Source organism: Aeromonas sp. EERV15, from assembly GCF_900079845.1.
GTDB lineage: Bacteria > Pseudomonadota > Gammaproteobacteria > Enterobacterales > Aeromonadaceae > Aeromonas > Aeromonas sobria.
On sequence record NZ_FKKY02000018.1, the window covers coordinates 40,743 to 61,798 of the forward strand.

Consider the following 21,056-nt stretch of genomic DNA (forward strand, 5'->3'; position numbering starts at 1 on the left):
CAAAACCAAACAACAGCAGCATCGGAAGCGGAATATAACGATGAGCCATACAACAAACCACCCTGAGTACAACTACACCGTTGTTCGCCAGTTTACCGTCATGACGATTGTCTGGGGAATTGTCGGCATGTCGGTTGGCGTACTGATCGCAGCCCAGTTGATCTGGCCTGCCCTCAACTTCGAGACTCCCTGGCTGACCTACAGTCGCCTGCGGCCCCTCCACACCAACGCAGTGATCTTCGCCTTTGGCGTCAGCGCACTGATGGCCACCTCCTTCTATGTAGTGCAACGCACCTGTCAAACCAGGCTGTTCGGTGGCCGTCTCGCCTCCTTCGTGTTCTGGGGCTGGCAGGCGATCATCATTTCTGCAGCCATTACCCTGCCGCTAGGCATGACTGGTGGCAAGGAGTATGCCGAGCTGGAGTGGCCGATTGATATCGCCATTACCCTGGTCTGGGTTGCTTATGCCATTGTGTTCTTCGGCACCCTGATGACACGTAACACCTCCCACATCTATGTGGCGAACTGGTTCTTTGGCGCCTTTATCATCACGGTGGCCGTGCTGCATATCGTCAACAGCATGTCTGTGCCCCTCAGCATGACCAAGTCCTACTCCATGTACTCCGGCGCAATGGATGCCATGGTGCAGTGGTGGTACGGCCATAACGCGGTGGGCTTTCTGCTGACTGCCGGCTTCCTTGGCATGATGTACTACTTCGTGCCCAAACAGGCGGGCCGTCCGGTTTACTCCTATCGCCTCTCAATCGTGCACTTCTGGGCACTGATCTCCCTCTATATCTGGGCCGGTCCCCATCACCTGCACTACACCGCGCTGCCTGACTGGGCTCAGTCTCTGGGCATGGTGATGTCCCTGATCCTGTTCGTACCCTCCTGGGGCGGCATGATCAACGGCATCATGACCCTCTCCGGTGCCTGGCACAAACTGCGTTATGACCCCATCCTGCGCTTCCTGATCGTGTCACTGTCGTTCTACGGCATGTCAACCTTCGAAGGCCCGATGATGGCGATCAAAACCGTCAATGCCCTCTCCCACTACACCGACTGGACCGTAGGCCATGTTCACTCCGGTGCGCTGGGTTGGGTTGCCATGGTCTCTATCGGTGCGGTTTACCATCTGATCCCGAACCTGTTTGAGCAGGGGCGTATGTATAGCGTTCGCCTGATCAACGTGCACTTCTGGTTGGCGACCGTGGGCACAGTGCTCTACATCGTTGCCATGTGGATTTCCGGTGTGATGCAGGGGCTGATGTGGCGTGCGGTCAACGAGGATGGCACCTTGACCTACAGCTTCGTTGAGGCCCTTGAGGCATCCTACCCCTTCTACTTTGTGCGCTTCCTGGGTGGCTGCTTCTTCGTCACCGGCATGTTGCTGATGGCCTACAACGCTTATCGCACTATCACCGCCCCCAAAGGTTCCCTGGAACCTGTGGCCCAGCCAGCCTGAATGCAGAGGTCCAAGCATGAGCAACAATAACCGTCACGAGATCTTTGAAAAGAACGTCCCATTGCTGGTGGTCGGCATCATTTTCGCCATCAGTCTGGGAGGCCTGGTTGAAATTACCCCGCTGTTCTTCCAAAAGCAGACCACCGAGCCGGTTGAGGGCCTCAAGCCCTATACCGCACTGCAGATGGAAGGACGCGATGTCTTCATCCGCGAAGGCTGCACCAACTGCCACAGCCAGATGATCCGTCCGTTCCGCGCTGAAACCGAACGTTACGGTCACTACTCTGTGGCCGGTGAAAGCGTCTGGGAGCACCCCTTCCTGTGGGGCTCCAAGCGTACTGGTCCAGACCTGGCCCGGGTGGGCGGACGTTACTCTGATGACTGGCATCGCGCTCACTTGATCAATCCGCGCGATGTGGTGCCAGAGTCCAATATGCCCGGTTATCCCTGGCTTGATACCACAGTGCTGACCGGCGAGTTGACGGGCAAGAAACTGGCGCTGTTTCGCGATCACTTCGGCGTGCCTTATAGCGATGCCGACATCCAGGGTGCTACTGATGCCGTCAAGGGCAAGACCGAGCTGGATGCACTGGTGGCTTATCTGCAATCACTGGGTCATGCCCTGAAATAAGGAGGCGATGATGGACTACGGCACATTTCGCGGTCTCTATACCCTGCTGTTGATGGCCATCATGATTGGCATCATCGTCTGGGCCTATAGCAAACGCCGCAAGACCTCTTTCGACGAGGCTGCCAATCTGGTTTTTGCCGATGATGAGCAACCCGGTGCTGATAACAAGAACGCAGGAGCGAAGCAATAATGAGCACTCTGTTTAGCATTTTTGTAACCGTCATAACCCTGGGAACCATTCTGGGTTGTGTGATCCTGTTGGTGTGGTGCCTCAAGGACAAAATGGGTGTCGAAGAAGGCAAGTCCATGGGACACAGCTTCGACGGAATTGAAGAACTGAATAACCCACTGCCCAAATGGTGGACCTATATGTTCCTCTTTTTCATCGTCACCGGTCTGATTTATCTAGTCGCCTTCCCGGGACTGGGCAACTGGAAGGGCGTGCTGGGCTGGCAGAGCTCCAACCAGGATGTACGTTCGCTGGCAGAGTCCAAATCGGCAAATGAATCAGCCAAGAGTGAAGGTCGTGCGGTGGAGTATGACCGTGAAGTGGCCAAGGCTGACGAGATCTACGGCGCCAAGTTCCGTGAGCTCACCTATCAGGCCGATGGCAAGACCTACAAGGAGATCACCGAGATCGCCAAGGATCCGGAGGCACTCAAAGTGGGCCAGCGTCTGTTCCTGCAGAACTGTTCCCAGTGTCACGGCTCCGATGCCCGTGGTGGTCGCGGTTTCCCGAACCTGACCGACAGCGAATGGCAATGGGGCGGTCAGCCGGATAATATCAAGACCACCATCATGGGCGGTCGTCAGGGGATAATGGCTGCCTGGGGTGAAATCCTCGGCAAGGATGGCGTGCAAGAAGTAGCATCCTATGTGCTGAGCCTCTCCGGTCGCAAGGTCGACCTGGTGGAAGCGAAGAAAGGTGAAGCCCGCTTTACCATCTGCGCTGCCTGCCACGGGGCCGATGCCAAGGGGGGTATCGCCGTCGGTGCACCAGACCTGACCAACAACACCTGGCTCTACGGTGGTTCCCGCGAAGTGGTGGTACAAACTATCACCCACGGTCGCCAAGGCGTGATGCCTGCCTGGAAAGACATTCTGGGTGAGGATAAGGTCCACCTGCTGGCCTCCTACGTTTACAGTCTGTCTCATCAGCAGTCTGCCAAATAAGGTTCGCCCATAAAGATGTAACATGTGATAAACACGTGATTACACAGCAAAAAGCCTCGACTACTCGAGGCTTTTTGTTATCTTGTGTTGCGTAAACACCATCTTCCACGTTAATCATTCGTTTCACGGTAGTAGCAATCATGACCCAGCCCATCATCAAGCCATGGTATCGCCAATTCTGGCCCTGGTTTATCATCGCCCTGCCAAGCACAGCGGTGATCGCAGGCATCGCCACCGCCATTATTGCCAGTAAAGATGGCGTCAATCTGGTGGCCGAGGACTATTACAAACAAGGGAAAGAGATCAATCAGGACTTGAGCAAGTTTGACCGCTCCGAAGCCCTCAATATCCGCTTTGGGCTGCAGGTTGACGGTCACGAGCTGACTCTCAAACCCATCAGCGGCGATATTCCCGCCGGGCAAGCTCTTTATCTCTCATTGTTCCACCCGACTTTGGCCGGACAGGATAGCGAACACCTGATCACCGCCGATGCCAGTGGCACCTATCGCTTCCATTTCGACAAACCGCTGGTTGGAAAATGGCATATCCGGGTCGATGCCTTCGATCACCAGTGGCGCTTGCAAGAGACGGTACAACTGCCAACCCAGTCACCTGTCGAACTCGATCCGAAAGGACGCTAAGCCATGACCGGCTGTTCTCACTGTGGCGAGCCGGTGCTTGCCATCGACCCTGCTGCTCGCATTCTTCATTCAGGGGGCCATAAACCATGACCTCTTGCTTCCATTGTAGTGAGCCAGTACCCGCCAATAGTCACTATGCGCTGGAGATCAAGGGGATAGTCCGCCCCATGTGCTGCCCCGGTTGTCAGGCTGTGGCGGAAACCATCATGGAGTGCGGTCTCGCCAGTTACTACGATCACCGCACAGCCCCCGGCACCAGGGGAGATCTGGTGCCCGAGGAGCTGGCCGCCCTCAGCCACTACGATCTGGCCGAGATACAGCAGGAGTTTGTCACCGACAGCGGCACTGGTAGCCAGACAATCCGCGAAATCCAGCTGACGGTTGAGGGGCTCACCTGCGCCGCCTGTGCCTGGCTTATCGAGCGCCACCTGATGACGTTAAGTGGCCTGCGCTATATCAACGTCAACACCACCACCCATCGCGCTCGCATCAAATGGGATCCCGCCCAGCTGTCTCTCAGCGACATCCTCAAGGGCTTCGCCCAGATTGGCTATCGTGCCTACCCGTTTCAGGCCCATCAACAGGAAGCGCTCTACGCCAAAGAGGTGCGCAGCTACATGTTCCGGTTGGCACTGGCAGGACTGGGCTCGATGCAGGTGATGATGTGCGCTGTGGCCCTCTACATGGATCTTTTCATCAGCGTCGAAGAGGAGTTCATGGTCTACTTCAAGTGGATCAGCCTGTTGCTCTCCACCCCCATCATGATCTACTCGGCCCAGCCCTTTTACATCAATGCCTGGCGTAGCCTGAAACAGGGTCATCTGTCGATGGATGTATCGGTGTCGCTGGCGCTGATCGGTGCTTTTGTCGCCTCCATGTGGGCCACCGTGTTCAATACCGGCGAGGTCTATTACGACTCCATCACCATGTTCGTCTTCTTCCTGCTGCTGGGCCGTTTTCTCGAGTTGCGGGCCCGGCGCAAGGCGTCGGAATCGAGCTCCAACCTGGCACGGCTGGTGCCCATCATGGCGACCCGTATCGATGATGAAGGGGAACATGAAGTGGCGGCCAAGACCTTGCAAGTCGGCGATCGGGTACGGGTGCTGGCCGGTGCGACCTTGCCGGCCGACGGCATCATTGTCGAAGGGCAAGCCAGCCTCAACGAGTCCATGCTGACCGGCGAGCAGCTGCCTCTGCTCAAACAGCGCGATGATCAGGTCTATGCCGGCACCATCAATACCGATGCCCCGCTGCAGATCCGGGTCAGCCACCGTATCGAAGAGTCGCGGATCGCCCAGATCATGCAGCTGCAAGATCATGCCCTTGACGACAAACCGGCCATCGCCCAGATGGCGGATAAGCTGTCACGCCACTTTATTCTGGTACTGCTGATCATTGCCGTGGCGGTCTGGACCTTCTGGCACTTTCACCAACCGGAGCAGGCGTTCTGGGTCACCCTCGCCGTGCTGGTCGCCACCTGCCCCTGCGCCCTGTCGCTGGCCACCCCGACGGCACTGACCTCCGCCACCGCCAATCTGACTCGTAATGGTGTTTTGCTGCGCCGGGGCCATGTCCTGGATATTCTGACCAAAGCCAACCGGATCGTGATGGACAAGACCGGCACGTTAACGACCGGCGAAATCAGCCTGACCGGCATCACCACATTGGCAGAGGTTGACGAGACACATTGCCTCGCCATCGCCAGAGCACTGGAAGCACAATCCGAACACCCGATTGCCCGCGCCTTCCGGCTGCCCGCCGATAGCGTTACTGTGCTGCCCCATACCACAGACATCAGCCCTGTCATCGGTCACGGCATCACGGCTCTGGTGAACGGTGTACGCTACCGCATCGGTAGCGCGCGCTGGCTTGGGCTGGATCCGGCGCAAGAGATCGGCCGCGGTCTGGCTATCTATCTGGCTGACGAACAGCAGGTATTGGCCCGTTTCAATCTGGAAGATACCCTGCGCCCCGATGCCAAGGCGCTGATCGCGGCATTCAAGGCGGCCGGTCTGCAAACCACCGTACTCACGGGGGACAGCTCTCTGCAAGCCGACGAGATTGCCCGCGAGCTGGGTGTCGACGAGCTGGTCAAGGGGGTTTCACCCGATGGCAAGCTGGCCTACCTCAAGGCCCGTGAAGCCCAAGGAGATATCAGCATCATGGTGGGCGATGGCATCAACGACGCCCCCGTGCTGGCCGGGGCACACGCCTCGTTCGCCATGGCAGGCGGCACTGATCTAGCGAAAAACAGCGCCGATGCCATCCTGCTGGCCGATGACTTGAGCCGACTGCTCGGCGCCAGAGTGCTGGCAATGCGTACCCGAAAGATCATCATCGAGAACTTCAGCTGGTCCATCGGCTACAACCTGCTGGTGTTACCGTTGGCGGCCTGCGGCTGGCTGCCCCCCTATCTGGCGGCAGCGGGCATGTCACTCAGTTCACTCATCGTGGTGACCAACTCCATGCGTCTCAACCGATAAGCAAACCGTCAGATAAATAGGTGCAAATGTGGCCTGCCTCCGATGCAGGCCACATTTCTAACTGATAGCGGCTGGCCCCCTGCCCGAACAGGGTTACCATAGGGGACGCTTGCCAAAGATGAATACCTGGGTACCTCTCATGAACATAATTTTTGTCCTGATCCCCATCGCCATCCTGTTTGTGATCATTGCCGGGGTCGTCTTCTTCTGGGCCATTCGCTCCGAGCAGTTTGAAGATCTCGACCGGCAAGGTTCCAATATCCTGTTTGACGAAGATCAACCCGCACGCAAACCCGCAAAGCCTGCTGACAATGACTCACAGCCTTGATCTGGCAGGGGCCCTGCTGGTAGGACTGGCAGGCTCCGCCCACTGTATCGGCATGTGCGGTGGCGTTTCTGCCGCGCTATCCATGGCAATCCCTGCCAACAAGCAGCACTTCTGGGGGCGGCTCGCTTATCTGCTCAACTACAACCTCGGCCGGATCCTGAGTTATGTGATGGCTGGCGCGCTGGTGGGTGGACTGCTGGCGACCACCAGCGAACTTGGCGCGGGCAAACACGCCATCGCCGGATTACGCCTCGTGGCAGCATTGTTGATGATTGCACTTGGCCTCTATCTGGCGGGCTGGTGGCAGGGGATCTTGCTGCTGGAACGGCTCGGCGCCAGGCTGTGGCCCCATATCAAACCGCTGGCGGGCAAGTTTCTCCCCTTCACCTCACCGCTGCAGGCGCTGCCCTTTGGCATGGTGTGGGGCTGGCTGCCCTGCGGGCTGGTCTACTCCATGCTGACCTGGAGCGCGGCGGCAGGTTCGGCCAGTGGCGGTGCGCTGATCATGCTCTTTTTTGGTCTCGGTACCCTGCCCACCTTGTTTGCGCTGGGGGGGCTTGCCGATCGCCTGAGATACTGGCTGACATTACGCAGTTTGCGCCTTGGCGGTGCCCTGCTGCTCATTTTGTTCGGAGTGCATACCCTGTGGATTGGCATTGCTTCCTTTTGAAACCCTATCCAAAACGGATGAGTTGATGGTAAACTTGTTTGATATAAATCAATTATTCGTATGAGCCTATGATCCCGGAAAAGAAACCAGGCAGACGTATCCAGAGCGGTGGCTGTGCAATTCATTGCCAGGATTGCAGCATAAGTCAGCTCTGCATCCCCTTTACCCTGAACGAGAATGAGCTTGATCAGCTGGATAGCATCATCGAGCGTAAAAAGCCGATCCAGAAGGGTGAAGAACTGTTCAAGGCCGGTGATGAGTTCAAATCCCTCTATGCCATTCGTTCCGGGACCATCAAGTCTTATACCATCACCGAGCAAGGGGATGAGCAGATAACCGCGTTTCATCTGGCAGGGGATCTGGTGGGTTTCGATGCCATTCACCGACAAGCACATCCCTCCTTCGCCCAGGCGCTGGAAACGGCCATGGTGTGCGAAATTCCGTTTGAAATACTCGATGATCTGTCTGGCAAAATGCCCAAGCTGCGTCAGCAGATCATGCGGCTGATGAGCAACGAAATAATGGGCGATCAGGAGATGATCCTGCTGCTCTCCAAGAAAAATGCCGAGGAGCGGCTGGCCGCCTTTTTGCACAACCTGTCGGTACGCTTCTCCGAGCGCGGCTTCTCTGCCAAAGAGTTTCGACTGGCCATGACTCGCGGCGACATCGGTAACTATCTGGGTCTTACCGTCGAGACCATCAGTCGACTGCTGGGTCGTTTCCAAAAATCGGGGCTTATCGGCGTCAAAGGCAAATACATCACAGTACTCGATCAGGTTGCGCTCGGCGTGATGGCAGGCGCGACCCGTCCTGCTTGCGGCTGATTTCACCACATTTCCCCTCTTTTCTTCTCCTTATCTGCCGGATCCTTTCCCCTGAATGTGATCCGGTACATTCCAGCCCCCCTCCTCCTGCGCTAAGCTATAGAAGCTAAGATTCTGCTGTCATTGGACTTTTCCAAGGAGGAGAAGATGGTCAAATATCAAAATATTCTGGTGGTTATCAACCCGGAGGAGGAGCGTCAAATCGCCCTCGAACGGGCAGTGAAGGTCGCCGAGCTGGACGAAAATGCCCATCTGACCCTGCTGCTCACCATCTATGACTTCTCGTATGAAATGACTGCCATGCTGTCGGTGGACGAGCGGCAAGAGATGCGTCATGGCGTCATTTCACAACGACGTGAATGGCTGGACGAGATCCTCACCCCCTATCGGGCAAAGGGGATCGACTGTGAAGTGAAAGTGATCTGGCACAATCGCCCCTTCGAATGCATCATTCAGGAAGTGCTGGAACAGCGCCACGATCTGGTGGTCAAAGCGACCCATCATCACAGCTTCCTGCAAACCTTCATTTTTACCCCGACCGACTGGCATCTGCTGCGCAAATGTCCCTGCCCTGTGCTGCTGGTCAAAGAAGGGCTCTGGCGGCGGGATGGCAATATCATCGCCGCCATCAACTGCTCAAGCGACGACCTCGATCAGAAACTGCTCAACGAACGGATCACCCAAGAGGGCAGCGATATCGCCGAACTGCTCGGATCCAACCTCTATCTGGTCAATACCTACCCGGGCACGCCGGTCAATGTAGCCATCGAGCTACCCGAGTTTGACCCCAACGCCTACAACGAGGCAATCCGCAAGCACCATGAAAGCCTGATGCTCGCCCATGCCGACAAGTTCGGGATCGGTCCTCTCTGGACCCGGGTAGCAGAGGGGCTGCCTGAAGAGGTGCTGCCGGACATGGCCGAAGACCTCAAGGCGACCCTGATGATCATGGGGTGTGTCGGTCGAACCGGTCTCTCTGCCGCATTGCTCGGCAATACCGCCGAACATGTGATTGACCGGCTATCATGCGACATTTTGGTCCTCAAACCGGCCGATTACAGCTGTCCGATCGACAGCCGTAGCACGCAATCGTAACGCGCCTTTGCGCGAGGTATCTTGCCCTCCCCCGGGACATGGCTATAATAACGCGCTTATTTGTGTCCCGGATTTTACGAGCATGCTAGAAGAGCTGAACGCCAAAGATAAATACAGTTTTAACAAACTGCAAAAGCGCCTGCGGCGCAACGTGGGTCAGGCCATTGCCGACTTCAACATGATTGAAGAGGGCGACAAGGTCATGGTCTGCCTCTCCGGCGGCAAGGACAGCTTCGGTATGCTCGACATACTGATGAGCCTCAAAGCCAGCGCCCCTATTAATTTTGATCTGATAGCGGTCAATCTTGATCAGAAACAGCCCGGTTTCCCCGAGCATGTGCTGCCTGAATACCTCGCCTCACTCGGCATCGAGTACAAGATTGTCGAGGAAGATACCTACTCCATCGTCAAGGATAAGGTACCGGAAGGCAAAACCACCTGCGCACTCTGCTCACGGCTGCGCCGCGGTATTCTCTACCGTACCGCCCTGGAGCTGGGCTGCACCAAGATTGCCCTCGGTCACCACCGTGACGACATCCTCGAGACCCTGTTTCTCAACATGTTCTACGGTGGCAAGCTCAAGTCCATGCCACCCAAGCTGGTGAGCGACGATGGCAAGAACGTGGTGATCCGACCGCTGGCCTACTGCAAAGAGAAAGATCTCATTCGCTATGCCGAGGTGAAATCCTTCCCCATCATCCCGTGCAACCTGTGCGGCTCCCAGGAGAATCTGCAGCGTCAGGCCATCAAGCAGATGATGCTGGATTGGGATCGCCGCTTCCCCGGCCGTATCGAGACCATGTTCACCGCCATTCAGGACGTGATCCCGAGCCACCTGCTCGATCACAAGCTGTTTGACTTCAAGAGCATCAACCGCGACTCCGGCATCATCGATGGTGGTGACAAGGCGTTTGATCCGCCCGAACTGCCAAAGGCCCCGCTGCTGGACATCGACGAGATGGACATGCTGGATGTGATTGAAGTGCGCTAAGCCGCTATCACATGGAAAACGCCACACAATAAAAAAGGAGCGATTATCGCTCCTTTTTTGCTTTCTTTATGTACCTGTCACTGGCGTGACAGCGCCACCAGCATCAGCCCTTGTGCAGCCAGGGGGTCAGTCGCAACACCTCGCCCTGCACCATCAGCTGCCCGGCGGCGAAGTCTGTCAGCTGCTCGTTGCTCAGTAGCAACTGCCCATGCTGCCAGGGAAGCGCCTCTTGACGATCGCCATCCTTGAGGTACGCAGTGCCACTTGGTTCAACCAGTGCAATCCGCACCCCCTCCATCTTCGGCAAGAAGTGCTTGCCGACCATCCCCGCCATCTTCTCGAGCAGCGACTGCATCTGCTGCTGACGGGCCGCCAGCTCGTCCAATGGCAGCGCTGGTCCGACGGGCACATCTGCCATTACCTGCACCGCCAGATCGCAGCTCTTATGAGGCTCCTTGAGGGTGACCACCACAGTGCCTTTGTCGAGGTTCAAGTCATTATCAAATGGCAACCGCAGCTCGCTGTCTACAGTCACTTCGGCGGGCACCTGCTTGTCCTGGGTGGACACCCGAGCGGAGACCAGACCACAAAGCTGACCATTTTGCGGATCGGTCAGATAAAAGCCCAGCCTGGCGTGGCCAAACTCGCCCTTGGCAAAGGTCTTCATCTGGCTGTAGAAGGTGCTGTATTGCAGATCCAGCGTCGGCGCGGCCATCGCCACGGCTGGTAACAACAGACTGGCCAGCAGGGTATGGCGCACGGCCGAGGTCACTCCATAACGGGTCATTCAAGATCCTTTTGCATCATGCATTGAAATGGTTGGGGCCTTCTGTCACCTCATTGACCTCTACCCCCACTCCGCAGAGATCGCGATAGAGGATCCCCTTACAGTTAAAGTAGAGCGGTGCCACCCAGATAAGACCCAACCCCATGGGGATCAGCGCGACCAACAGCAGCACAGCCATAACGCTGTGAAACAGCACTATGCTGGGCCAACCGCGTACAAAGAGCTTGAGAGAGACCAAAATGGCCTGAGGGGGCGTCAGGCCACGTTCCAGCACCAGCGGTACGGTGAACACCAGCCCCATGCCGATCAGGGCCGAGGGAATAAAGGCCAGCACCGCTGGCAATCCCACCAGATCAAACAAGGGCCCGAACAGGCTGGTCAAGGCGCTGCCCAGCAGGCTCAACATGCCAAGACGCACAAAATGGCGGAAAAAGTCGAACACCTGATTCGCCCGTGCCCGAACCCCGACCGCTTGCTGCAATCCCAACATATCGAGGGAGCTGGTCATGGGGGCCATGACAACGGTGATAAGGAGGCTTAGTAACATGGCCACATTCATCTGCTCATCGTCGCCGCCAAGATAGGGCACCAGCAACGTATTGCTGAACAGGATCCAGATTGCCGTCACCCCGACAGTGGCCAGCAGCAGACCGAGTCCATTGCTGCGGGTCTGTTTCCAACCCTCCTGGATGACTGCTTTTACATCAAGGCGATAACCCTGGTTCAGAGACTGCTCAAGGGAGCCGCCAATACGCATTTTATTACTCAATTGACTATCCAATATCGAAAACGATCAAATCAGGTGGCGCATTATAACGGTTTGGCCCGCTATTCGTAGCCGTTTTTCCTGACCACACAGGGTGAAACTCGACGAAAAAGCCTTCAATTTCAGGTGCTCGCGGCATAGGACCCGGCCCTCTTTCAACACGATGGCCACTGGCTGGGGTAAGACTGGCGGATGATGAACAACCCACAAGTCATTGTTGCGCTGAACAATATCAGCAAAATATCCGATGGCAAGCGGATCCTGACCAACCTTGACCTTGATCTTGATCTTGAGACCTATGACAGTGAGTTTCTTACCCTGCAGAGTCCCTCCAGCGGTGGCAAGCGCACCCTGCTGAGCCCCGATGTGGCCGCCAAGGTGGCCGAAGCAATCGGCTACCCCACCCCGGTCAAGGATGCCATTCCCCTGCTCACCCCGGCGTTTCGCAACAACCCCATGGTCTTCCCGAGCGACGAGATCAAACGCAAGGGCGAGTTCCAATCCGATGTGGGTGATGCCTCCCGTCTCTACGAGCAGTACTTCCTGCAGCTTAAAGCTATGGTGGCCAAGGCCGGTTAAGTCGGCGTTTAATCGCCCTTTATGGGCACAATGAATGAAGGGGGCAATATTGCCCCCTTCATTCATTGTGGTCCCGGCAGCACTGTAGTGGTCAAGTACAATTGGCCACTGTCTTACTCGCTACTACAAACCAATCAATCCAACAAAACCTGTCTGCTTCAGGGCGCAACGGAAATCTCGCCATATGGTGACCGGTGGTTCTTCTGTAGATTGGACAACATAACCTCGCGCAGTAAGGGCTGACGGCTACTGGTGAGATCTTAAGTCGATCTGTGGCGTATTCAATGTGTCCGGTAGATGGGAACAAAGATCCCTCATTAATCCTCACTTTTTTCCTGCAGCCCTCATCGCCATTATTTGAAATACATTGTCCGAACAGCCCGGAAAAAATAGCTTATCAGACAAGCTTAAGAGCAATATTCAATAAAACTCTGCTACCGCGAAGCTGATGAACTGGCTACTTTATAATCCATCGCTGCGAAAAGCTGTGCAGCCCTGTCACCTCAACGTTAGGCCTATTACTTTTCATGCAACTATTCACGCTTACCAGATGGCAGCTTCTAGCGGTTACTTTGTACGCCGCTGCTTTGCCGCTCTCAAATTTGATTGGGGGAACAATACAGATGTTTTTTCTTTTTGCTACAGCACCGTATCTTCCTATTGGATATGTCATGGGTGGAATTGCTTGGCAGTTTTTCAGTACACCAAGTGCTTACCCGTTTGGATTATTTGCCGGTATTTTCTTGCAAACATGGTTACTGCTAGTTCTTTGGGTTGGCAGAAAACGTCGTAACACAAAAGCAAGATGACATAGCCTTTCATTCGCGGCAGACACGGTGAAGCACATTGATTTTTTCAGTAGCCCCTACAACTCCCCTCAGTTGGTCGCAGTAATACCGTCCGGCGGTCGCCAAGGCGCTGGCCAACTAACCATAAAATCAATAACGACGGGTGTCAGGGCTCTGCTGACACCCTTTCTCCCTCCTCCCCTGCACTTCTTCTCCCGCCTTTGAGATCGTTTTCACAGTTTTGCTGTTTTGCCGTGGCTGTTTTCCGGTAGATGGCCTACCTTTAAACCATCACGCAACCGGTTGCGTAACCGGTTGCCTAGCGGTTCACAGATTGACGGGCCAAGGCCTGATGAGGTGCTGTATGAAACGAGGCGTACTGCTCAATGCTCCCCTGAGTGCTCTGGTGGCACAGATGGGCCACACCGACGAGATCACCGTCTGCGATGCAGGCTTGCCCATTCCGGCCGGGCCGGAGCGGATCGATCTGGCGCTGATGGCGGGGACGCCCAGCCTTGCAACCGTACTGACCGCCCTGCTCACCGATCTGGTGGTGGAGAAGGTGATCATGGCGAGCGAGATCAAGCAGATCAGCCCCGCCGCCCATCAGGCGCTGGTCGATCAGCTTGAGGCCCACGCCGCCGCCCAGGGCAAGCCCATCACCATCGAATACTGCCTGCACGAGGAGTTCAAAACCCGCTCCCGTCAGAGCAAGGCGATCGTGCGCAGCGGCGAGGTGACTCCCTACGCCAACCTGATCCTCTGCGCCGGTGTGGCGTTCTGACATTCTTCAAAGAAGGCCTCTTCAAGGAAGCTGCAAATGAGCACAACCTCCCCCCTCTCACCCATTCTGGAGCTGACCGGGATCGTCAAGACCTTCCCCGGTGTGCGCGCCCTCGACGAAGCGGGTCTGCGGGTCTATCCGGGCCAGGTGATGGCCCTGCTCGGTGAAAATGGCGCCGGCAAATCCACCCTGATGAAGGTGCTGACCGGTATCTATCAGGCAGATGCGGGCAGCGTCAGCTATCGCGGTCAGTCGGTCCACTTCAAGGGCCCCCGCGACTCTCAGGATCAGGGGATCAGCATCATCCACCAGGAGCTAAACCTGCTGCCGGAGCTGTCGATTGCCGCCAACATCTTCCTGGGTCGCGAACCGCGTACCCGTTTTGGCAGCATCGACCACCAACAGTTGCGCGAGCGGGCCAGCGGCCTGCTGGGCCGACTCGGCGTCAAACATGGGCCGGATACCCGGCTTGGGGATCTCTCCATTGGCGAACAGCAGATGGTGGAGATCGCCAAGGCGCTGTCGTTTGATGCCAGCGTCATCATCATGGATGAACCCACAGATGCGCTGACCGACACCGAGACCGAGCAGCTGTTTGTGGTTATCCGCGAGCTGCGCCAGCAGGGCTGCGGCATCGTTTATATCTCCCACCGCCTCAAGGAGATCTTCCAGATCTGCGATCGGGTCACCGTACTGCGCGATGGCAAATGGATTGGTGAGAAGGCGGTAAGCGATCTGGACGAAGACAAGATCATCGAGATGATGGTCGGTCGGCGGTTGGAAGAGCAGTACCCGCGTCTTGCGCGCGAGCTTGGCCCTGTCAGCCTGCAGGTGAAAAATCTGGCCGGCCCCGGCGTGCGCGGGGTGAACTTCTCCCTGCGTCAGGGGGAAATTTTGGGCTTCAGCGGCCTGATGGGCTCTGGCCGCACCGAGCTGATGAAGCTTATCTACGGCGCCAGCCCCATCAGCGCCGGTGAAGTGGAAGTGGACGGCCATGGGCTGGTACCGCGCAGCCCGGCGGATGGGCTGGCCGCAGGCATCGCCTATATCTCCGAAGATCGAAAAGGAGATGGACTGGTGCTGGAGCTGTCGGTGCGCGAAAACATGAGCCTCTGCGCCCTCGACGAGTTCATCAGCCACGGCAAGATCGACGGCAAGGCCGAACGGCAGGCGGTGAGCGACTATGTGCGCCTGTTCAACATCAAGACCCCGAGTCAGGATCAGCTGATCAAGCTGCTCTCCGGCGGCAACCAGCAGAAGGTAGCCATCGCCAAGGGGCTGCTGACCCGGCCCAAGGTACTGATCCTCGACGAGCCGACCCGCGGCGTCGACGTGGGGGCGAAAAAGGAGATCTATCAGCTGATCAACCAGTTCAAGAAGGAGGGGATGAGCATCATTCTGGTCTCCTCCGAGATGCCGGAAGTGCTCGGCATGAGTGATCGCATCATGGTGATGCACGAAGGGCGCATCAGCGCAGAGTTCAACACCCGTGACGCCAATCAGGAGAAGCTGATGGCGGCGGCAGTCGGTAAACAGTGGCAAGCAGAGCAAGAGGCATCCCAATGACAACCCAAACCCTTTCCCGCCGTGGCGTCATGAGCAAGGCCTGGTGGATCGAGAACAAATCCCTGGTCGCCCTGCTGGTGCTGATTGGTGTGGTCTCCTTCCTGAGTCCCAACTTCTTCACCGCCGATAACCTGCTGAACATTCTGCGCCAGACCTCGGTCAACGCCATCATGGCGGTCGGCATGACGCTGGTTATCCTCACTGCCGGTATCGACCTGTCGGTCGGATCTGTGCTGGCCCTGTGCGGCGCGCTGGCGGCCACCATGGTGGCCATGGAGCTGCCGATCTGGCTGGTGGTGCCCCTCACCCTGGGTGCAGGTGCCCTGCTTGGCGGCGTCAGCGGCCTCATCATTGCCAAGGGCAAGGTGCAGGCGTTCATCGCTACTCTGGTCACCATGACCGCCCTGCGCGGCGTGACCATGGTCTATACCGAAGGGCGCCCCATCTCCACCGGCTTCAGTGAGGGTGCCGATCACTTCGCCTGGCTCGGTACCGGTTACCTGTTCGGTCTGCCAGTGCCCATCTGGCTGATGGCCATCGTCTTCCTGCTAGCCTGGTTCATGCTCAACCACACTCGCCTCGGCCGTTACATCTACGCCCTGGGCGGCAACGAATCGGCCACCCGCCTCTCCGGCATCAATGTGGCCAGGGTGAAACTGGCGGTGTATGGTTTGTGCGGTATGTTGTCGGCACTGGCCGGGCTCATCGTTACCTCCCGCCTCTCCTCGGCCCAGCCGACTGCAGGCATGGGTTACGAGCTGGATGCCATCGCCGCCGTGGTGCTGGGTGGAACCAGTCTGATGGGTGGCAAGGGTCGCATCATGGGAACCCTGATCGGGGCACTCATCATCGGCTTCCTTAACAACGCCCTCAACCTGCTCGACGTCTCGTCCTATTACCAGATGATCGCCAAGGCCAGCGTGATTTTGCTCGCCGTGATGGTCGATAACAAAAGCAATCGATAACAACGTAACACCAGCCACACACAAGGAATGAAATGATGAAAAAGCTCAATACCCTGCTCGCTGCCGCCATCATGTCCGTGCTGGGCACTGCCCAGGCCGCCGATCAAACCCTGGCCATGGTGGTCTCCACCCTCAACAACCCCTTCTTCGTCACCATGAAAGAGGGGGCTGAAGCCAAAGCCAAGGAGCTTGGTTACGAGCTGGTGGTGCTGGATTCCCAGAATGACCCGGCCAAAGAGCTCTCCAACATGGAAGATCTCACCGTGCGCAAGGTCGGCGCCATCCTGATCAACCCCACCGACTCCGAAGCGGTCGGTAACGCCATCCGTCTGGCCAACAAGGCCAACATCCCGGTGCTGACCCTGGACCGTGGCGCTGCGCAGGGTGAGGTCAAGGCCCACATCGCCTCCGACAACGTGGCTGGCGGCAAACTGGCCGGTGACTTCATCACCGAGAAACTGGGTACCGGTGCCAAGGTGATCCAGCTGGAAGGGATTGCCGGTACCTCCGCCGCCCGTGACCGTGGCGAAGGCTTTGCGCTGGCGGTGGCCGCCAACAAGCTGCAGGTTCTCGCTTCTCAGCCGGCCGACTTTGATCGCACCAAGGGTCTGAACGTCATGGAAAACCTGTTGGCGGCCCACCCGACCGTACAGGCCGTATTCGCCCAGAACGACGAAATGGCGCTGGGTGCCATCCGCGCGGTACAGGCTGCCGGTAAAGAGGTGATGATCGTTGGCTTCGACGGCACTGATGATGGCAAAGCTGCGGTAGCCAGAGGTAAACTGGCCGCCACCGTGGCCCAGCAACCGGCACTGATCGGTGCCATTGGCGTTGAAACTGCCGACAAGGTGCTCAAGGGTCAACCGGTGGAGAAATCCATTCCGGTGCCGCTGCAAGTGGTCAGCAAGTAATTAACATTGGGGAGGCTCGCCTCCCCTTTTTCCTCTCTATCGCGGTGCCTCCCGGCTTGGATTCACCCTAACAAGTGTTCAAGCCAAGATGCATCAGGAGTAGTCAACATGAATCGTCTCGTCGTTCTGGGCAGTGTCAATGCAGACCATGTGCTGCGCGTACCCCACTTTCCCCGTCCGGGTGAAACCCTGACCGGTCACAGCTATCAGGTCGTCCCCGGTGGCAAGGGGGCCAATCAGGCGGTAGCCGCCGCGCGCCTTGGCGCCCCCGTCTCCTTTATCGCCCGTATCGGTGATGACGCCATCGGCCACCAGATGAAAACCGGCTTTGCCAAGGATGGCATCGATGTGAGCGCCGTCGAACTCGACGACACCCTGCCCACCGGTATCGCCATCATCTATGTCAGCGATGAGGGGGAGAACAGCATCGGCATCTCTGCCGAAGCCAACGGGGCACTCTCGCCTGCCGTTGTACAGCGCCATGAAACCATGATCGCCAACACCCATACCCTGCTGCTGCAGCTGGAAGTGCCGCTCGAAAGCGTATTCGAAGCGGCCCGTCTGGCCCGTGCCCACGGCACCCGGGTGGTGCTCAACCCCGCCCCCGCCCGCCCGCTCTCGAGCGACCTGCTGGCGCTGGTGGACCTCATCACCCCCAACCAGACCGAAGCTGAGCTGCTGACCGGCGTCAAAGTCACCGACGAAGCCAGTGCCCGTGAGGCGGCGGCCCGCTTCCACCAGATGGGGATTGCGGACGTAATGATCACCCTGGGCTCCCAAGGGGTCTATTGCAGCAACGGGCAACAGCAACAGCTCATCCCGGGTTTTCGGGTCGAAGCGGTAGACACCACAGCTGCGGGCGATACCTTCAACGGCGCCCTGCTGGCGGCGGAACTGGCCGGTGCCGAGTTCAGCGATGCGGTGCGTTTTGCCCACGGTGCAGCGGCGCTCTCGGTCACCAAATTCGGCGCCCAGAGCTCAATCCCCAGCAAAGCTGAGGTGGATGCCTTCTTGCTGACGCAAGCGGCTCCGGGGCGCTGATGGCCAATATCAAGGAGGTGGCGGCGAGGGCCCAGGTCTCTACCACCACTATCTCCCACGTCATCAACGAGACCCGCTTCGTCAGTGAGGCAACCCGCGAGCGGGTCTTTACCGCCATGCGCGAGCTCAACTACGCCCCGAGCCTGGTGGCGCGCAGCCTCAAGGTAAAGGAGACCAACAGTATCGGCATGCTGGTCACCACCTCCAGCAACCCCTTCTTTGCCGAAGTGGTGCGCGGGGTGGAGCGCTACTGCTTCGAGCAGGGCTACAACCTGATGCTGGGCAATACCGAGGGGCAGGCCGAGACGGCGCTTTCCTACCTCAAGATGATGCTACGCAAGCGGGTCGATGGCCTGCTGATCATGTGCAGCGAAGGGCAGCAAGAGGTGTTCAACCAGCTCGACTGGCTCAAGAGCCTGCCAGTAGTGGTGATGGATTGGGGGCTAGTCAGCGCGGATGTGGATCTTATCGCCGACAACTCTTTTCACGGTGGTTATCTGGCGACCCGTCATCTGATTGAGCTGGGCCATACCGCCATCGGCTGCATCACCGGCCCCCAGAGTCGCGCTCCCGCCAACCAGCGGCAGGCAGGCTTTGAAAAGGCACTGTTGGAGTCGGGTCTCACCGTCAATCACGACTGGATCCAGGAGGGTGACTTTGATTGCGCCAGCGGCTTTGCCGCCATGGAGCGGCTGCTGGCACTCCCCGCACGCCCGACCGCACTCTTTGTCTGTAACGACATGATGGCGATGGGGGCCATCAGTGCCGCCCATCAGGCTGGCATTGTGATACCGCGGGATATCTCCATCGTCGGCTATGACAATGTGGCGCTGGCACAATACCTCTCGCCACCGCTCACTACCATCAACCAGCCTAAAGAGGAGCTGGGACGCCTGGCCGTTACCCGGCTGCTGGCGCGGATCAACGGCGAGGAGGTAGAAAACCACCTGATCACCGTCGATCCGGATCTGGTGATCAGGCAATCTTGCGCCCCTCTCTGCTCCCCTCTGCCCGCTCAATCGTAACGGGCACTGACCAACAAAAAGGCGACTCTCCGAGTCGCCTTTTGCTTTTCCGCTATCGCTGCTGCTTAGCGTTCACGCATCTCCATCCAGTTGTGCCCCTCCACCTGTTTGGGCTGATGGATACCGCATGCCTCCAGCAACTCATCAACATAGGCGGGCACTAGCAGGGAGGCGGGGCCATAGCGCTTCTCGTCAAACTGGCTGCCCACCTCGCTCGGTTCAAGATTGAGCTCAATGGTGTGCGCACCGTTGAGGCCCGCCTCATGGACAAAACCGGCGGCGGGATAGACTGCCCCAGAGGTGCCGATAGAGATAAAGAGATCACACTGGGCCAGCGCACTATAGATGCGATCCAGCCCGAGCGGCATCTCGCCAAACCAGACCACATGGGGACGCATCGGTTGAGGGAACTGGCAGCAGGAGCAGAGTTCGTCCTGATGGAGATCACTGCGCCATTCGATCACCTGACCGGACTCCGGGCAGCGGGCCTTTAGCAGCTCACCATGCATATGGATAAGATTCTTGCTGCCTGCGCTCTCGTGGAGATTGTCGATGTTCTGGGTCACCAGAGTCACCGTACCGGGCAGCAGCCGCTCAAGACGGGCCAGCGCATAGTGGGCCGGATTGGGGTGCACCTGAGGCTGTTGCAGCTGTTTGCGGCGGGAGTTGTAAAAGCGCTGCACCAGTTCGGGATCCCTGGCATACCCTTCAGGGGTCGCCACATCCTCAACCTTGTGCTCTTCCCACAAGCCGTCGGAGGCACGAAAGGTCTTGATGCCGGATTCTGCTGATATCCCGGCTCCGGTCAGGATCACGATATGTTTATATGACTGCGCCATAAGCTGCTCCGTCTATCCCCGCATAATGAATGTGACCTTAGCACAGGGTAAAAAATGGCTCTATTCGCCCTTGGTCTTAAAGGGTCCGGCTGGCGGCACTGGCAACCAGGGATCCAGCACCGACAAATCAAGCCTGACAAATACCATCTCTCGACCAGTGACCAAGGTCAGCGGCAAGCCCAACCGCTTTAACAGGGTGAGCATAGGCCGATTCTGGGCCAGCACCTCCGCCGTCCAATCCAGGATCCCATCCGCCCGGGCCAGCAGTGCCAGCGCCAGCAGAATGCGGCGCCCCGCCCCCTTATGCTGAAAATGGTCCGCCACGATACAGGCAAACTCCGCTCGATCGGGATGCAGACGGCGGCGGATAGATTGAGCCTGAGCCAACGGCTGACCCGCCAGATCCGTTAGCAATAATGAGATTTGATGATCGGGATTGTAATCAAGAAACTGTGCGACCTGTTCCGGTGCTGGCGTTCGTTTGGCACGCATAAAACGCAGATAGATGCTCTCTTCACTGAGTGCATCATAGGCTGCCAGCATGCGAGCAGGCTCTACACCATGCAGCTCCCGTAGCAGACAAGGTACGCCTGTGACGCTCATCGCCAGCGGCAGCGCGGTGCGCGAAACCGGATGGGGCCAACCATCGAGCCCCTTGGCCAGGCGCTCCCTGTGTATCGGCCAGCAGAGGTAGCGCGGCATGG

The 21,056-nt window shown here is 57.7% G+C and carries 23 protein-coding genes; 19 read left to right on the forward strand and 4 right to left on the reverse strand.

The window, feature by feature from the left end; all coding sequences use genetic code 11:
• Positions 1–40 precede the first annotated feature (40 nt).
• The 11 genes from ccoN to ttcA all read left to right on the forward strand — a co-directional run bounded on the left by ccoN (position 41) and on the right by ttcA (position 10,301).
• Complete coding sequence (gene ccoN, locus BN4575_RS15605; RefSeq protein WP_068978878.1) at positions 41–1,465, forward strand: cytochrome-c oxidase, cbb3-type subunit I; 1,425 nt, start codon at positions 41–43, stop codon at positions 1,463–1,465.
• Between the two features lie 16 nt (positions 1,466–1,481).
• Positions 1,482–2,096: a cytochrome-c oxidase, cbb3-type subunit II gene (gene ccoO, locus BN4575_RS15610; protein WP_068978879.1), complete on the forward strand. Its 615-nt coding sequence runs from the start codon at positions 1,482–1,484 to the stop codon at positions 2,094–2,096.
• 10 nt (positions 2,097–2,106) lie between these two features.
• Positions 2,107–2,286 carry a CcoQ/FixQ family Cbb3-type cytochrome c oxidase assembly chaperone gene (locus tag BN4575_RS15615; protein ID WP_068978880.1) on the forward strand — a complete coding sequence of 60 codons (180 nt, stop codon included), beginning with the start codon at positions 2,107–2,109 and terminating at the stop codon, positions 2,284–2,286.
• Positions 2,286–3,269 (forward strand): cytochrome-c oxidase, cbb3-type subunit III, encoded by a 984-nt coding sequence (gene ccoP / locus BN4575_RS15620; protein WP_068978881.1) that lies wholly within the window; start codon positions 2,286–2,288, stop codon positions 3,267–3,269. The genes BN4575_RS15615 and ccoP overlap by 1 nt, the downstream gene beginning before the upstream one ends.
• A 140-nt stretch (positions 3,270–3,409) precedes the next feature.
• On the forward strand, positions 3,410–3,910 hold the full coding sequence (locus tag BN4575_RS15625; RefSeq protein ID WP_256028986.1) for a FixH family protein: 501 nt from the start codon (positions 3,410–3,412) through the stop codon (positions 3,908–3,910).
• An 86-nt stretch (positions 3,911–3,996) separates the two neighbouring features.
• Complete coding sequence (locus BN4575_RS15630; protein WP_068978882.1) at positions 3,997–6,393, forward strand: heavy metal translocating P-type ATPase; 2,397 nt, start codon at positions 3,997–3,999, stop codon at positions 6,391–6,393.
• A gap of 139 nt (positions 6,394–6,532) precedes the next feature.
• The gene (ccoS, locus tag BN4575_RS15635; RefSeq protein ID WP_068978883.1) at positions 6,533–6,721 is read left to right on the forward strand and encodes a cbb3-type cytochrome oxidase assembly protein CcoS; all 189 of its coding nucleotides are present in this window, start codon (positions 6,533–6,535) and stop codon (positions 6,719–6,721) included.
• Complete coding sequence (locus BN4575_RS15640) at positions 6,705–7,391, forward strand: sulfite exporter TauE/SafE family protein (RefSeq protein ID WP_042023357.1); 687 nt, start codon at positions 6,705–6,707, stop codon at positions 7,389–7,391. The genes ccoS and BN4575_RS15640 overlap by 17 nt, the downstream gene beginning before the upstream one ends.
• 68 nt (positions 7,392–7,459) lie before the next feature.
• Positions 7,460–8,215, forward strand: a complete 756-nt coding sequence (locus BN4575_RS15645) for an FNR family transcription factor (RefSeq protein WP_042023353.1) — start codon at positions 7,460–7,462, stop codon at positions 8,213–8,215.
• Between the two features lie 147 nt (positions 8,216–8,362).
• A complete protein-coding gene (gene uspE, locus BN4575_RS15650; RefSeq protein WP_068978884.1) occupies positions 8,363–9,310 on the forward strand; it encodes a universal stress protein UspE in 948 nt (315 codons plus the stop codon).
• 82 nt (positions 9,311–9,392) lie between these two features.
• Complete coding sequence (gene ttcA / locus BN4575_RS15655) at positions 9,393–10,301, forward strand: tRNA 2-thiocytidine(32) synthetase TtcA (protein ID WP_068978885.1); 909 nt, start codon at positions 9,393–9,395, stop codon at positions 10,299–10,301.
• A 103-nt stretch (positions 10,302–10,404) separates the two neighbouring features.
• On the opposite strand, the gene BN4575_RS15660 is transcribed toward ttcA, so the two are convergent.
• Positions 10,405–11,088 carry a DUF2987 domain-containing protein gene (locus BN4575_RS15660; RefSeq protein ID WP_068978886.1) on the reverse strand — a complete coding sequence of 228 codons (684 nt, stop codon included), beginning with the start codon at positions 11,086–11,088 and terminating at the stop codon, positions 10,405–10,407.
• Positions 11,089–11,104: 16 nt separating this feature from the next.
• Positions 11,105–11,845: a hypothetical protein gene (locus BN4575_RS15665; protein WP_042023344.1), complete on the reverse strand. Its 741-nt coding sequence runs from the start codon at positions 11,843–11,845 to the stop codon at positions 11,105–11,107.
• 201 nt (positions 11,846–12,046) lie between these two features.
• Between BN4575_RS15665 and BN4575_RS22455 the strand changes: the two genes are divergently transcribed.
• From BN4575_RS22455 to BN4575_RS15700, 8 genes are all read left to right on the forward strand, one after another.
• The gene (locus BN4575_RS22455; protein ID WP_068978887.1) at positions 12,047–12,433 is read left to right on the forward strand and encodes a hypothetical protein; all 387 of its coding nucleotides are present in this window, start codon (positions 12,047–12,049) and stop codon (positions 12,431–12,433) included.
• A 623-nt stretch (positions 12,434–13,056) separates the two neighbouring features.
• Positions 13,057–13,242: a hypothetical protein gene (locus BN4575_RS21845; protein WP_141689829.1), complete on the forward strand. Its 186-nt coding sequence runs from the start codon at positions 13,057–13,059 to the stop codon at positions 13,240–13,242.
• Between the two features lie 343 nt (positions 13,243–13,585).
• A complete protein-coding gene (gene rbsD / locus BN4575_RS15675) occupies positions 13,586–14,005 on the forward strand; it encodes a D-ribose pyranase (RefSeq protein ID WP_005336666.1) in 420 nt (139 codons plus the stop codon).
• 36 nt (positions 14,006–14,041) lie between these two features.
• The gene (rbsA, locus tag BN4575_RS15680) at positions 14,042–15,571 is read left to right on the forward strand and encodes a ribose ABC transporter ATP-binding protein RbsA (protein ID WP_068978888.1); all 1,530 of its coding nucleotides are present in this window, start codon (positions 14,042–14,044) and stop codon (positions 15,569–15,571) included.
• Positions 15,568–16,536 carry a ribose ABC transporter permease gene (gene rbsC / locus BN4575_RS15685; protein ID WP_068978889.1) on the forward strand — a complete coding sequence of 323 codons (969 nt, stop codon included), beginning with the start codon at positions 15,568–15,570 and terminating at the stop codon, positions 16,534–16,536. The genes rbsA and rbsC overlap by 4 nt, the downstream gene beginning before the upstream one ends.
• 35 nt (positions 16,537–16,571) lie before the next feature.
• Positions 16,572–17,447 carry a ribose ABC transporter substrate-binding protein RbsB gene (rbsB, locus tag BN4575_RS15690; protein ID WP_042023335.1) on the forward strand — a complete coding sequence of 292 codons (876 nt, stop codon included), beginning with the start codon at positions 16,572–16,574 and terminating at the stop codon, positions 17,445–17,447.
• A gap of 108 nt (positions 17,448–17,555) precedes the next feature.
• Complete coding sequence (gene rbsK / locus BN4575_RS15695; protein ID WP_068978890.1) at positions 17,556–18,488, forward strand: ribokinase; 933 nt, start codon at positions 17,556–17,558, stop codon at positions 18,486–18,488.
• Positions 18,488–19,513, forward strand: coding sequence for a substrate-binding domain-containing protein (locus BN4575_RS15700; RefSeq protein ID WP_068978891.1), 1,026 nt, complete (start codon positions 18,488–18,490; stop codon positions 19,511–19,513). The genes rbsK and BN4575_RS15700 overlap by 1 nt, the downstream gene beginning before the upstream one ends.
• A 65-nt stretch (positions 19,514–19,578) precedes the next feature.
• Here the strand turns inward: BN4575_RS15700 and cobB are convergent, their stop codons facing one another.
• Together cobB and BN4575_RS15710 are read right to left on the reverse strand one after the other, a co-directional pair.
• Positions 19,579–20,352 carry a Sir2 family NAD+-dependent deacetylase gene (cobB, locus tag BN4575_RS15705; RefSeq protein ID WP_068978892.1) on the reverse strand — a complete coding sequence of 258 codons (774 nt, stop codon included), beginning with the start codon at positions 20,350–20,352 and terminating at the stop codon, positions 19,579–19,581.
• Positions 20,353–20,412: 60 nt separating this feature from the next.
• A complete protein-coding gene (locus BN4575_RS15710; protein WP_068978893.1) occupies positions 20,413–21,054 on the reverse strand; it encodes a GNAT family N-acetyltransferase in 642 nt (213 codons plus the stop codon).
• Positions 21,055–21,056: the final 2 nt, after the last annotated feature.